The following is an 11,713-nucleotide window of genomic DNA, read 5'->3' as shown; positions in this document are numbered from 1 at the left end:
GGGTCTTGTGAGGGCCAGGACACTGTGCTGTGATGATACGCAGAACCAGATTTTGTTTCATCGTATCAGGAGGTGCTCTCGACCTCGATCGAGGGAGGAGAACGCAAGCGTGGACAAGGTCAGCAGACGCTACGTGCTCAAGGCCGGCGGGGCGCTGGGCGCGCTCGGCGCGCTCGGCATCGCCACCCCCGCGCGGGCGCAGGCGCCGTGGACGTGGTCGCCCACGGGCTCCGTCGGAGGCGCCGGCGCGGGCGCCGACCCCCGCTGGGTGTGGGACGAGGAGGCCGGCCCGCTGGTCGCCTCCCTCCTCGACCGGGGCGACGTGCCCCGCGTCAACGAGCTGTTACGGACCTGGACCAAGAACGGCCAGCCGCTGCCCGCCGGGCTCCCGGCCGACCTGCGCGACTTCATGGAACGGGCCCGGCGCCTCCCCGCCTGGGCCGACCGGGGCAGGCTCGCCCCCGTCGTCGAGTTCAACAAGAAGCGCGGGCTCTACCTCGGCCTGCTGTACGGGCTGGCCAGCGGCATGATGAGCACGGTCATCCCCAAGGAGGCCCGCGCCGTCTACTACTCCCAGGGCGGCGCGGACATGAAGGACCGCATCTCCAAGACCGCCAAGCTCGGCTACGACATCATGTCCGCCGACGCCTACGACCCCCGCGGCGAGATGATCGTCACCTGCGTCAAGACCCGGCTGGTGCACGCCGCGGTGCGCCACCTGCTGCCGCAGTCGCCCTACTGGGCGCAGGTCGCCGACGAGGAGATCCCGATCAGCCAGCGGGACATGATGGTCACCTGGCACAGCCTGCCCACGACCGTCATGCAGAAGCTCACCGCGTGGGAGGTGCCGATCCCCGCCGCCGAGTCCGACGCCTTCCTGCACTCGTGGCAGCTGTGCGCGCACCTGCTCGGCATCAGGGACGAGTACATCCCCGCCTCGTGGGCCGAGGCGAACTCCCAGGCCGCGCAGGTCCTCGACCCGGTGCTCGCGCCGACGCCCGAGGGCGTCAAGCTGGCCGACATCCTGCTCAACCTCGGCTCCGGCGTCGACGGCGGCATCCTCGGCAAGCCGATCCTCGGCGCGTTCACCCGCTTCATGCTCGGCGACGAGATCGCCTCCTGGCTCAGGATCCGCCGCGAGCTGGTCTGGGACCCGCTGCTGCGGGTGAGCTGGAAGCCGTTCATCGCCGTACGGGAGGGCCTGCTGCCCTTCCCTGCCGCGCCCGAGGCGTACTGGCTGTTCGACGAGTTCCTCCGCAAGGCCGCCCTGCTCTTCCTGTCGGAGGCGCGGCCGATCAGCATCGAGATCCCCGACACCAACCGCCCGTCCTGATCAGAAGACGCCGTGCCCCGGCCCGAGCGGCCGGGGCACGGCTCGGAGAGGAGTTCCCGGCATGGCGGAGCTGAGCAGGCGCAGGATGTTGATCTCGGGCGGGGCCCTGGGCGCGCTCGGCGCGCTCGGGATGGCCACCCCCGCCGAGGCCCGCCCGTGGACGTGGGCGGCGGCCGGATCGGTCGCCGGCTCCGGAGCGGGCGCCGACCCGCGCTGGGTGTGGGACGAGGAGGCCGACCCGCTGGTCGCCTCGCTCCTCGACCGCGGCGCCGTCCCCGAGGTCAACCGCCTGCTATGGGACTGGACCCGCAACGACCAGCCGCTGCCCGCCGGGCTGCCGGCCGACCTGCGCGACTTCATGGAGCGCGCCCGCCGCCTCCCGCCGTGGGCCGACCACGGCAAGCTCGGCACCGCCGCCGAGTTCAACAAGGCCAGGGGCCTGTACCTGAACCTGCTCAACGGCGTCGGCGGCGGCATGCTGAGCACCGCCATCCCCAAGGAGGCGCGGGCCGTCTACTACTCCAAGGGCGGCGCCGACATGGAGGACCGCGTCGCCAAGACCAGCATCCTCGGGTTCGCCGTCGGCTCGCTGAACGCCTACCGGCCCGACGGCTCCTGCGTGGTCGAGTCGGTCAAGACCCGGCTGGTGCACGCGGCGGTCCGGCATCTGCTCAAGCAGGTGCCGCACTGGCCCTACGGCATCCCGATCAGCCAGGAGGACATGCTGGTCACCTGGCACACGCTGCCGACGTTCGCGATGCGCAGGATGCGCGAGTGGAAGGTGCCGATCAGCGCCGCCGAGTCGGAGGCGTACCTGCACGTGTGGCAGGTGACCGCGCACCTGCTCGGCATCAGGGACGAGTACATCCCCGCCACCTGGGCCGACGCCGAGGCCCAGTCGGACCAGGTGCTGCCGCGCAACATGGGGCCGACGCCGGAGGGCGTGGCGCTGACCGACATCCTGCTGGACCAGCTCGCCGAGCAGACCAGCCCCGGCAGCGTCAGCCGGCCCCTGTGCAACGCGCTGGCCCGCTACCTGGTCGGCGACCAGGTGGCCGACTGGGACGGCATCGAACGCGAGCCGGTGTGGGACCCGCTGGTCAGGTCCGCCTGGCCGAAGCTGGTGCGGTTCCGCGAGGGCCTCGTGCCGCTGCCGCTGGTGCCCGAGATCGCCTGGGTGATCGACGAGGCCGCCCGGCGGTACATCATGTTCTTCCTCACCAAGGGCCGGGAAACCAGGATCGCAATCCCGACGACGAACCGTCCCGGCACATGACGGCCATCGGGCGGCGGCGCTTCCTCGGGTACGTGCTGGCGGCCCCGACGCTGGTCACCGCCGCCGGGCTGGACGCCGGCCTCCCGTCGCCGGAGATCACCGACCTGCTCGACCTCAACGACCTGATGACCGCGGCGGCGCTGCCGACCGCGAACCTGATCACGGTCGAGGTCGGCCCCGACGGCACGGTGTCGTTCGCGCTGCCCCGGGCCGAGGTGGGCCAGGGCATCACCACCTCCACCGCCATGCTGATCGCCGAGGAGCTGTCCGTACCGGTCGGGCGGGTACGGGTCACGCTCGCCGACGCCCGCCCGGAGCTGGTGTTCAACCAGCTCACCGGCGGATCGAACACGACGTTCGCGACGTACGTCCCGATCCGGGTGGCGGCCGCCGTCGCCCGGAGCCGGCTGATGCAGGCCGCCGCCGCCGAGCTCGGCGTCGCCCCCGCCGACCTGACGCTGAAGGACGGCGTGATCAGCAACCGCGCGGGCCGCAGCGTCGGCATCGGGGAGCTCTCCGGCAGGGCCGCCACCACGCGGACGCTGCGGGTGCCGGTCGAGCTCGCCGCGCGCGAGAGCTTCACCGTCATCGGCCGCCCGCACAACCGGATCGACGCGCTGGACGCGGTGACCGGGCGCAAGAAGTTCACCCTGGACCTGGACGTCCCGGACGCGAAACCGGCGATGGTGTGCCGCCCGCCCACCATCAACGGCAAGGTCGGCTCGGTCGCCAACCTCGCCGAGGTCCGCGCCATGCCGGGCGTCACCGACGCGGTCGTGATCTCCACCGGGGTGGCGGTCCGCGCCGCCACGTTCGGCCAGTGCGTCGACGCCGTACGCGCCCTGCGCGTCACCTGGAAGCCCGGCACCGCCGAAGGCAAGTCCGACGAGTCCGTGCTCCGCGAGCTGCGCGCCGCCGAACCGCCGCTCGGCCTCCGGCCGCCCACCCCCGTCGTCGAGGGCTCGTTCACCTTCCACTTCCGCAGCAACAGCGCGCTCGAACCCAACTGCGCGATTGCCGACGTACGCGCCGACCGCGCCGAGATCTGGTCGTCGCTGAAGTCGCCCATCGTCGCCCAGCAGGCCATCGCCGCCAGGCTCGGGCTGCCGCAGAGCCGGGTCACCGTGCACGTCACCGAAGGCGGCGGCTCCTTCGGGCGCAAGCTGTTCTTCGACGCCGCCCTGGAGGCCGCCGAGCTGTCACAGCGCGTCGGCAAGCCGGTCAAGCTCCTGTGGCACCGCGCCGACGACTCCCGCCAGGGCCGCACCCACCCGATGGCCATCTCACGGGTACGCGTCTCCTACCTCGGCGGCACCGTGCTCGGCTACCAGCAGCGGCACACCAGCGTCTCCACCGATCTCGGGCACGGCCTCGGCGAGATCATCACCGCCCTGGCCGCCCGGCTCCCCGGGGGCGACCTCAGCTTCGCCCAGACGTTCTTCCAGCTCAGTCAGACGATGCCCTACCAGTTCGGCGTCAGCGGCCGGCTGCTCAACGAGACGGACCGGGGCTTCAACACCGGCAGCATGCGCAACGTCTACTCGCCCGACGTCACCTGCGCCCGCGAGCTCGTCGTCGACCGGCTCGCCGCCCGCATGGGCCGGGACCCGCGCCGGTTCCGGCACGACTTCCTGCACGACGAGCGCTCCCGCGCGGTGCTGGCCGCGGTCGCCGAAGCGGGCGAATGGGGCAGGCCGATGCCCGCCGGCACCGCGCAGGGCATCGCCTTCCACAGCGAGTACAAGTCCGTCAGCGCCGCCCTCGTCGAGATCGACTGCCGCCCGGAGACCGTCGAGCGGCCGATCCGCGACGGCGTGACCGGTCCCCGCGTCACCAAGGCGGTCTTCGCCGTGGACGCCGGGCTCGCCGTCAACCCGCGCGGCCTGGAGGCGCAGATGATGGGCGGCGTCATGGACGGGATCGCGCTGGCCCTCACCTCCAGCCTGCACCTGCGCGACGGCCACTTCCTGGAGGCGAGCTGGGACGACTACTTCTACACCCGGCAGTGGAACACCCCGCCCGACCTGCGGATCATCGTCATGCCCAGCACCTCCGACCGGCCCGGCGGCGCGGGCGAGCTGGGCGTCGCCGCCTCGATGGCCGCCGTCGCCTGCGCGTACGGGCGCGCGACCGGCACCATGCCGACCACGTTCCCGATCAACCACGGGACGCTGTCCTTCACCCCCAAGCCGACCGTGCCCCCGATCCCGCCGTCCCCGGCCGACGGCCTGGACCACGCCCGCTGAAGGAGGACCCGAGTGCCCGAGCACACTTTCCGCGTCAACGGCGAGCAGGTCACCGTGGAGGTGGCGCCGGACGTGCGCCTGCTGTGGGTGCTGCGCGACCTGCTCGGCATCACCGGCCCCAAGTACGGCTGCGGCATCGACGTGTGCAAGGCGTGCACCAGCCACCTCAACGGCAAGGCCGTCAGCCCGTGCGCGATCCCCGTGGGGGAGCTGCGGCCCGACGACGAGGTCACCACCATCGAGGGGCTGGCGGCCACGTCCGGCCAGGAGCTGCATCCCATGCAGCGCGCCTGGCTCGACCACGACGTGTCCCAGTGCGGCTACTGCCAGCCGGGCCAGATCATGGCCGCCGTCGCGCTGGTCCGGCGCGTCGCCGAGGAGGGGCGTGCCGTCACCGACGCCGACCTGGACGGGTTGCGCAACATCTGCCGGTGCGGCACCTACCCGCGCATCCGCGACGCCATCAGGGCGGGCGCCGAGGCGATGCGCTGAGGTCGTCCCAGGAGGCCGGCGCGTCGAGGAAGAACGCGTCCATCCGGAAGCCGGGCGGCTACTCGACGAGCTTGCCGTCGGTGGAGACCTCGCGCATGAGCGCCGCGATCCCGGCGGGGATCGGCGGGATCGGCTCCCGCTCGATCGAGCCGGGCCCGGACCACACGAGGTTGACCTGGAGGGCGGGGTCCAGCCCGGGGTGGTCGGAGCGGTTGTGGCAGCCCCGGGTCTCGCGCCGCTCCAGCGCGGCCTCCATCGTGGCGCGGGCGGCGAGCGCCGCGGACTTCAGGTCGAAGGCGTGCGCCAGGTCCTGGAACCCGGCGATGTCCGGGTGCACGCCGACGTCCTCGATGCGCGCCTCGACGGCGGCGAGCGCGTCGAGCCCCTTGAGCAGCCCGGCCTCGTCACGCACGACGCCGGCGTGCTCGGTCATGATGTCGCGCAGCTCGCGTTGCAGCGCGCGGACGTTCTCCGGGCCGTCGGCGGAGAGCAGCCCGTCGGCCTCGGCCCGCGCCTCGCCGACCGCGTCGGCCGAGCGGCGCTGGGCGTCGAGGCCGGCGGAGTACTCGGCCGCCGCCTGCCCGACGATGCGGCCGAAGACGAGCAGCTCGATGAGGGAGTTGCCGCCGAGGCGGTTGGCCCCGTGCAGGCCGCTGGCCGCCTCGCCGATCGCGTACAGGCCGTCCACGCCGGTGCCGTGGTCCTCGGGCCGTACCCAGACGCCGCCCATGGAGTAGTGCGCGGTCGGCGCGACCTCGATCGGCTGCTTGGTGATGTCGAGCATCTGCAGCTCCATCAGCGTCTGGTAGACGCGCGGCAGCTTCGTCATGATCGTCTGCCGGGGCAGGTGCGACACGTCGAGCCAGACGCCGCCGTCCGGCGTGCCGCGCCCCTGCTTGATCTCGGTGTAGGCGGCGAGGGCGACGCGGTCGCGGGTCGACAGCTCCATCCGCTCGGCGTCGTAGCGGGCCATGAACCGCTCGCCGAGCCCGTTGCGCAGCATCCCGCCCTCGCCGCGCGCCGCCTCCGACACCAGCGTGCCGGCCGCGTTCTCCGGGTGGAGGAGCCCGGACGGGTGGAACTGCACCAGCTCGGGATCGCGGATGCGGCCCCCGGCGAGCACGGCGAGGCGGAAGGAGTCGCCGGTGTTCTCGTCGCGCCTGGAGGAGGTGCGCCGCCAGATCCGGGTGTGGCCGCCGGCCGCCAGGATCACCGCGTCGGCGTGGATGACGTAGCGGCTGCCGTCGGTCAGGTCGAACCCGTACGCGCCGAAGACCGCGTTGTCGCGGACCAGGATGCGGGTCACGTACACGGTGTCGAGGACGGGCACGTCGAGGCGGGCCGCGCGGTCGATCAGCGTGCGCTGGATCTCCAGGCCGGTGTAGTCGCCGGCGTAGGCGGTGCGGCGGTAGGTGTGGGCGCCGAAGAAGCGCTGGGAGATGCGGCCGTCGGCCTCGCGGGCGAACGGCATGCCGTAACGCTGCAGGTCCTCGATGCCCCGGGCGGCGCCTTCCGTGACGATGCGCACGGTCTCGGGGTTGGCGAGCAGGTAGCTCTCCTTGAGGGTGTCGGCGGCGTGCTGCTCCCAGGTGTCGTCGGGGTCCATCGTGGCGAGCGCCGCGTTGATGCCGCCGGCCGCGAGCGAGGTGTGCGCGTCCGCCTTGGGCCGCTTGCCGACGGCCAGGACGCCGACCCCGCGTTCGGCGAGCTCGATGGCGGCCCGCAGGCCGGCCCCGCCCGTGCCGATGACCAGGACCGACGTGGCGATCCGCTTCTCTGGCGCGTACATGGCTGTTCCCTTCCGCCCGACACCGTTCCAGACATACGACTGAATAGCGGGGCGTTTTGTGACAGGGTCAGTCCACGCAGCCCTCGAACTCCGGCACGTACGGCGTCAGCCGCAGCCCGCTGCCGCCGAACCACTTCTCCAGCAGCCGGGCCGCCGTGCCGTCCTGGTACATGTCCGTGATCGCGCGGTTGACCTGCTCGCACGCCGCCACGTCCCCGAGCGGCAGCGCGATGCCGTACCTCTCGTCGGTGAAGGGCGCGTTCACGATGGCGAACGCGCCGCGCTCGCGGGCGGCGAACCCGGCGAGGATCAGGTCGCCGGTGGAGACCGCCTCCACGGCCCCCGCCCTGAGCAGGTCGACGCACTCGCCGTAGGTCCTGGCCGGGACCAGCTCGGCGGCGATCCGGCGGCCGTCCACGATGCGCGAGGTGGAGATCGAGCCCTGCGCCTCGCACAGCCTGCGCCCTTCGAGGTCGCGGACGCCGCGGATCCGCCGGTAGCCGGCCCGGACCAGGATGTCCTGGTGGGAGACGTAGTACGGCCCGGCGAACGTCACCTGGGCCTTGCGTTCGGAGCTGATGGAGTAGGTGGCCACCACCATGTCGGCCACGCCGTCGCGCAGCTTGGCCTCGCGGCCCTCCGAGGTGGTCTCGACGAAGGAGACCTTCTTGCCCAGCCGGGCGGCCACGTAGGCGGCCACGTCGACGTCGAAGCCCTCGAACGCGCCGCCCGGGGTGCGCACGGCCAGGCCGGGCTGGTCCGACTTCACGGCGACGACCAGCTCGTCCTTGTCCAGGATCGACGGAGCGCCGTCGAGGCCGGTGGCGCATCCGCACAGCAGCGCTGCCGCGGCCAGGGCCGGGGCCATCTTCCGCATGAGGGCTCAGCGTAGGCAGCGCCCGTGACGTGCCGGTGAACGCCGGATGGCCGTCACGTCGCGGCGTAGCGGCCCGGGGTGCAGCCGTACTCCTTGGTGAAGGCGCTGATGAACGCCGACGGGCTGGAGTAGCCGACCCGCCGCGCCACCTCGGCCACCGGCTGCGTCTCCAGCAGCACCCGCGACGTGCTGAGCCGCAGCTTGGTGCGCACCCGCGAGTACGGCATGCCGAACTCGCGCTCGAAGTCGCGCTGCTGCGGCTGCTGCTCGTCCTGGCGGGCGTCGGCTGCACGGCCACGGTGACGGCGGTGGCGGGGCCGATCGTGTTCGTCGCGCTGGCCGCGCCGCAGATCGGGCGGCTGCTGACGGGCGCCGCCGGGGTGGCGCTCGCCCCGGCGGCGCTGGCCGGGGCGGTGCTCCTGCTGGCCGCCGACCTGGCCGCGCAACTCCTGCTGGCGCCGGTCGCGCTGCCCGTGGGCGTGGTGACGACGGTGATCGGCGGCTGCTACCTGATCGGCCTGCTCGTCCGGCGGGCCCGCTGACGAGCCGCGCGGCTCACGGCAGCCAGGCGGGGAGCGCGGCCAGATGCCCGAGCTCCGCCTCGACGCGCCGCCGGTCGTCCTCGGTGAGCGTCAGGCCGCGCAGCTCGGCGATCCACGGCTCGGCGGGCTCCCCGAGCGCCGTGGCCAGGTCGGCGAGGTTCCCGAGGGCGACGGCCCGCTCGGCCGCGCCGGCGACCGCGCCGTGCCTGCGCATCCCGGACTTGAGCGCCCGGTACGCCTGAAGGTCGTCGTTCTTGAACTCGCGCAGGATCCGCGCGTTGTCGATCACCTTGGCCAGGCCGGTCAGCTTCTTCGAGCCGCCGTACTCCAGCTCGTCCGGCTCGTCACGCCGGACGAAGGTGATCACATTGCCGGACGGGTCGACCAGCGTGAACCGGGACGCGCCCGGCCGGTAGCGGGTGATCCTGGGCAGTCCGCTGTCCAGCACCTTCCCGTACGCCCGGCGCATCGCCGCCGCGAACGCCGCGTGGTAGGGCGCCACCTCGTCGACCAGGACCAGGCAGTGGGCGGACTCCTCCCTGGCCGGGTCCAGCCCCCGGGGCGCCGGTCCGAAGCGCAGCTGGAACCCGCTCCACTCCAGCGCCAGGTACACGTACGGCTTGCTCTGCCTGTAGACCGCCCTGAACCCCAGCGTCTCGTAGAACGCCAGGGTGTCCTCCATCGACGCGCACGGCATCAGCGGCACGGTCGTCTCGTTCGGCCTGACCTCGGGCTCGCTCATCCTCCGATGCTCACACCGTTCGGCGGGGCTCGCACATGGACCGTTCCGGCTCAGGGGTGCAGCGATCTGCGCACGGCGGCGTCGATCAGGTCGTGGACCTGCTCGTCGGTGAAGATGTCCGGCAGCGTCAGCTTCTCCACGATGAGCCAGTTGAGCGCCAGGTAGAGCAGCAGCACCGAGGTCGGGTCGCCGGGCAGCCCGGAGGCGGCGTGGTAGGCGACGTTGGCGTCGATGTCCTGGCGGATGCGCTCGGTCAGCACGGCGCGCAGCTCGGGACGCCGGGTCGACTCCAGCCGCAGCTCCAGCAGGGCCAGGTAGCCGGTGTTGAAGGCGGAGATCCGGTCCACCAGCTCGTGCATGAGCGCGGCGTAGCGGGCCTGGTCCTGGACGCCCTCCTGGGCGCGGGCGACGGTCGCCGCGTCGGGCAGCAGGCGCTCGTAGATCCGGCCGCCGACCTGGGTGAACAGATCATCGCGGGTGGGGAAGTAGTTGGAGGCGGTGCCGACGGGCACCCCGGCCTCGGCGTCGACGGCCCGGAACGTCAGCCCTCTTGCGCCCTCCCTGGCCAGCACCTCGATGGCCGCGTCGATCAGCGCCAGCCGGCGTTCGGGATTCGTACGCACTTGACACCACTCCACTTGTAGTACTACGGTGAAACCACTTCAAACATAGTACTACATCCGGAGTTGAGCGGTATGCGAAAGCTTGTCTACTACATCGGCGTCTCCCTTGACGGCTACATCGCCGGCCCCAACGCCGAGTTCGACTTCTATCCCGTGTCCGACCAGATGATCGCCTGGATCAACGAGCGCTACCCGGAGACGCTGCCCACCCACATCCGCAAGCTCGTCGGCCTGGAGAACGCGCCCAACCAGGTGTTCGACACGCTCGTGATGGGCCGCGGCACGTACGAGCCCGCGCTGGAGGTCCCCACCACCAGCCCCTACTCCCACCTGCGCCAGTACGTGGTCTCCAGCACGCTGAAGATCGACGACCCGACGGTGACGGTGGAGACCGGCGACCCCGTCGAGCTCGTCAAGCGGCTCAAGGCCGAGGACACCGGCATGGACGTCTACCTGTGCGGAGGCGGCAAGCTCGCCGCCACCCTGCTCCCGGAGATCGACGAGATCATCCTCAAGAGCTATCCCGTGGTGGCGGGCGCGGGCGTCCCGATGTTCTCCGGCGCGTTCCGGCCCACCCTGTTCACGCCCGCGCAGCGCAAGTCCTTCGACAACGGCACCCAGGTCACCTGGCTCACCCGAGCCTAGACAGGAGCACGCATGCACATCCGCCTTCCCGACTCCATCACCGGCGACCGGACCGGCGACCGGGCCCGCACGCCGTACCGGCACGGGCACCCGGCGCGCGACCTCAAGCCCGCCCCTCGCCCTCCGCTCCCCCGCCGCCAGTCCGCCGCCCCACGCCGTACCGGCTACTGACCGCGCCCACGCCCGTCGGGCCGGCCTCCGGAGACTCCCGGAGGCAGGCCCGACGAGGATCTAGCAGAGGCTGTTCCAGTCGATCGCCTTGCCCGCAGCGGCCTTGATCATCCGGCATGCGATGGCGGCCAGCCCGCCCGTGTAACCTCCGACGATCGTGCACACCGCCATGCCGAACAGCTGATAGACGGCATAGACGGCGCCGGCCCGCCAGCACCTGAAGCCGTCCACCGCCGAGGCGTCCGGCGGCATCGCCGGCGACTGCGGGATCGCCTGGATCTGCTCGGCGTTCAGCCCCGCCGCCAGCTCGTCCAGCACGGCGTCCGCGCCGTCCCCGAACTGCGCCAGCACCTCGGCCACCGCCGGGTGCTCCCGCAGCGCCGTCTTCCTGTCCTCGTCGCTCATGAGCGTCATGCGACGTCCCTCCTTCGTGCCGATGCGCGCACCGCCTGCCGGTTCGCGCCCCGCCACCCAGACAAGCCGGGCCGCCGGGGTGTCCAACAGGGCGTCGGACGAAGCCGTCCGGACCCGGACGGCCGGCGACCATTCGTCGGACACTCTCGGTCACGGTTCATACACTGGACGTCACACGGACCGTCAAGAGGAGGAGGGGATGCGATGAGCGAAGACCTCACGCAGGCTCCCGGGCCCGCGCTGGAGCGGGTGAACTGCCACGAGAGCCTGGTGAAGGCGCTGGCCGAGCAGTTCGCCCGGGCCGACGTGTCGCTGCGGGAGCTGCAGGCGCGGGCCGACCGGGCGGGCGGGGCGCGGCTGCCGCGCGCCACCTGCGCCGACATGCTCGCGGGCCGGCGCTTCCCCAAGAAGGCGGTGATGGTGGCGTTCCTGCGAGCCTGCCGGGTGCCCGAACCGCACATCCCCGCCTGGGAACGCGCCTGGGAACGCGTCCGCCTCAACCGCCTCCCCCTCACCCACCCCCCGACCCCCCAGTCCCCTACCGGCCAGCTCCCACCCGGCCC

The 11,713-nt window shown here is 72.3% G+C and carries 14 protein-coding genes; 8 read left to right on the top strand and 6 right to left on the bottom strand.

The window, feature by feature from the left end:
- The first annotated feature begins 109 nt into the window (after nucleotides 1-109).
- From KME80_RS33635 to KME80_RS52930, 4 genes are all read left to right on the top strand, one after another.
- Nucleotides 110-1,333: an oxygenase MpaB family protein gene (locus KME80_RS33635; protein WP_219510598.1), complete on the top strand. Its 1,224-nt coding sequence runs from the start codon at nucleotides 110-112 to the stop codon at nucleotides 1,331-1,333.
- Nucleotides 1,334-1,394: 61 nt separating this feature from the next.
- Nucleotides 1,395-2,609 carry an oxygenase MpaB family protein gene (locus tag KME80_RS33630; RefSeq protein WP_219510597.1) on the top strand — a complete coding sequence of 405 codons (1,215 nt, stop codon included), beginning with the start codon at nucleotides 1,395-1,397 and terminating at the stop codon, nucleotides 2,607-2,609.
- Nucleotides 2,606-4,855, top strand: coding sequence for a molybdopterin cofactor-binding domain-containing protein (locus KME80_RS33625; RefSeq protein WP_219510596.1), 2,250 nt, complete (start codon nucleotides 2,606-2,608; stop codon nucleotides 4,853-4,855). Before KME80_RS33630 ends, KME80_RS33625 begins: the two co-directional genes overlap by 4 nt.
- Before the next feature lie 12 nt (nucleotides 4,856-4,867).
- Nucleotides 4,868-5,347, top strand: coding sequence for a (2Fe-2S)-binding protein (locus KME80_RS52930; protein WP_219510595.1), 480 nt, complete (start codon nucleotides 4,868-4,870; stop codon nucleotides 5,345-5,347).
- A gap of 58 nt (nucleotides 5,348-5,405) precedes the next feature.
- On the opposite strand, the gene KME80_RS33615 is transcribed toward KME80_RS52930, so the two are convergent.
- The 3 genes from KME80_RS33615 to KME80_RS53375 form a co-directional block, all read right to left on the bottom strand.
- Complete coding sequence (locus KME80_RS33615) at nucleotides 5,406-7,136, bottom strand: L-aspartate oxidase (RefSeq protein ID WP_219510594.1); 1,731 nt, start codon at nucleotides 7,134-7,136, stop codon at nucleotides 5,406-5,408.
- Nucleotides 7,137-7,203: 67 nt separating this feature from the next.
- Entirely contained in the window at nucleotides 7,204-8,013 is an 810-nt protein-coding gene (locus KME80_RS33610; RefSeq protein ID WP_246646203.1) for a glutamate ABC transporter substrate-binding protein, read from the bottom strand.
- Nucleotides 8,014-8,066: 53 nt separating this feature from the next.
- Complete coding sequence (locus tag KME80_RS53375; RefSeq protein ID WP_246646207.1) at nucleotides 8,067-8,240, bottom strand: helix-turn-helix domain-containing protein; 174 nt, start codon at nucleotides 8,238-8,240, stop codon at nucleotides 8,067-8,069.
- Between the two features lie 72 nt (nucleotides 8,241-8,312).
- Between KME80_RS53375 and KME80_RS33600 the strand changes: the two genes are divergently transcribed.
- Nucleotides 8,313-8,555 carry an iron chelate uptake ABC transporter family permease subunit gene (locus tag KME80_RS33600; RefSeq protein WP_372455407.1) on the top strand — a complete coding sequence of 81 codons (243 nt, stop codon included), beginning with the start codon at nucleotides 8,313-8,315 and terminating at the stop codon, nucleotides 8,553-8,555.
- Between the two features lie 13 nt (nucleotides 8,556-8,568).
- Here KME80_RS33600 and KME80_RS33595 read toward each other — a convergent pair whose 3' ends face one another.
- Nucleotides 8,569-9,297 (bottom strand): DUF8817 family protein, encoded by a 729-nt coding sequence (locus tag KME80_RS33595; protein ID WP_219510593.1) that lies wholly within the window; start codon nucleotides 9,295-9,297, stop codon nucleotides 8,569-8,571.
- 50 nt (nucleotides 9,298-9,347) lie between these two features.
- Nucleotides 9,348-9,920: a TetR/AcrR family transcriptional regulator gene (locus KME80_RS33590; RefSeq protein WP_219510591.1), complete on the bottom strand. Its 573-nt coding sequence runs from the start codon at nucleotides 9,918-9,920 to the stop codon at nucleotides 9,348-9,350.
- Nucleotides 9,921-9,992: 72 nt separating this feature from the next.
- Between KME80_RS33590 and KME80_RS33585 the strand changes: the two genes are divergently transcribed.
- Nucleotides 9,993-10,565, top strand: coding sequence for a dihydrofolate reductase family protein (locus tag KME80_RS33585; protein WP_219510589.1), 573 nt, complete (start codon nucleotides 9,993-9,995; stop codon nucleotides 10,563-10,565).
- Nucleotides 10,566-10,577: 12 nt separating this feature from the next.
- Nucleotides 10,578-10,736 carry a hypothetical protein gene (locus KME80_RS33580; RefSeq protein ID WP_219510587.1) on the top strand — a complete coding sequence of 53 codons (159 nt, stop codon included), beginning with the start codon at nucleotides 10,578-10,580 and terminating at the stop codon, nucleotides 10,734-10,736.
- Between the two features lie 60 nt (nucleotides 10,737-10,796).
- Here KME80_RS33580 and KME80_RS33575 read toward each other — a convergent pair whose 3' ends face one another.
- Nucleotides 10,797-11,150 carry a hypothetical protein gene (locus KME80_RS33575; RefSeq protein ID WP_219510585.1) on the bottom strand — a complete coding sequence of 118 codons (354 nt, stop codon included), beginning with the start codon at nucleotides 11,148-11,150 and terminating at the stop codon, nucleotides 10,797-10,799.
- Nucleotides 11,151-11,354: 204 nt separating this feature from the next.
- Between KME80_RS33575 and KME80_RS33570 the strand changes: the two genes are divergently transcribed.
- On the top strand, nucleotides 11,355-11,713 hold a 359-nt coding region (locus tag KME80_RS33570; RefSeq protein ID WP_219510584.1), incomplete at its 3' end, for a hypothetical protein.

The organism is Nonomuraea ceibae, assembly GCF_019396325.1.
GTDB classification, from domain to species: domain Bacteria; phylum Actinomycetota; class Actinomycetes; order Streptosporangiales; family Streptosporangiaceae; genus Nonomuraea; species Nonomuraea ceibae.
This window is presented reverse-complemented; position numbering and strand designations above follow the sequence as displayed.

Coding starts and splice junctions, on each gene's coding strand:
- KME80_RS33595 (WP_219510593.1), bottom strand. CDS start 9,297: ATGAGCGAGCCCGAGGTCAGGCCGAACGAGACGACCGTGCCGCTGATG.
- KME80_RS33585 (WP_219510589.1), top strand. CDS start 9,993: ATGCGAAAGCTTGTCTACTACATCGGCGTCTCCCTTGACGGCTACATC.
- KME80_RS33625 (WP_219510596.1), top strand. CDS start 2,606: ATGACGGCCATCGGGCGGCGGCGCTTCCTCGGGTACGTGCTGGCGGCC.
- KME80_RS33580 (WP_219510587.1), top strand. CDS start 10,578: ATGCACATCCGCCTTCCCGACTCCATCACCGGCGACCGGACCGGCGAC.
- KME80_RS33610 (WP_246646203.1), bottom strand. CDS start 8,013: ATGCGGAAGATGGCCCCGGCCCTGGCCGCGGCAGCGCTGCTGTGCGGA.
- KME80_RS33575 (WP_219510585.1), bottom strand. CDS start 11,150: ATGACGCTCATGAGCGACGAGGACAGGAAGACGGCGCTGCGGGAGCAC.
- KME80_RS33615 (WP_219510594.1), bottom strand. CDS start 7,136: ATGTACGCGCCAGAGAAGCGGATCGCCACGTCGGTCCTGGTCATCGGC.
- KME80_RS53375 (WP_246646207.1), bottom strand. CDS start 8,240: ATGCCGTACTCGCGGGTGCGCACCAAGCTGCGGCTCAGCACGTCGCGG.
- KME80_RS33630 (WP_219510597.1), top strand. CDS start 1,395: ATGGCGGAGCTGAGCAGGCGCAGGATGTTGATCTCGGGCGGGGCCCTG.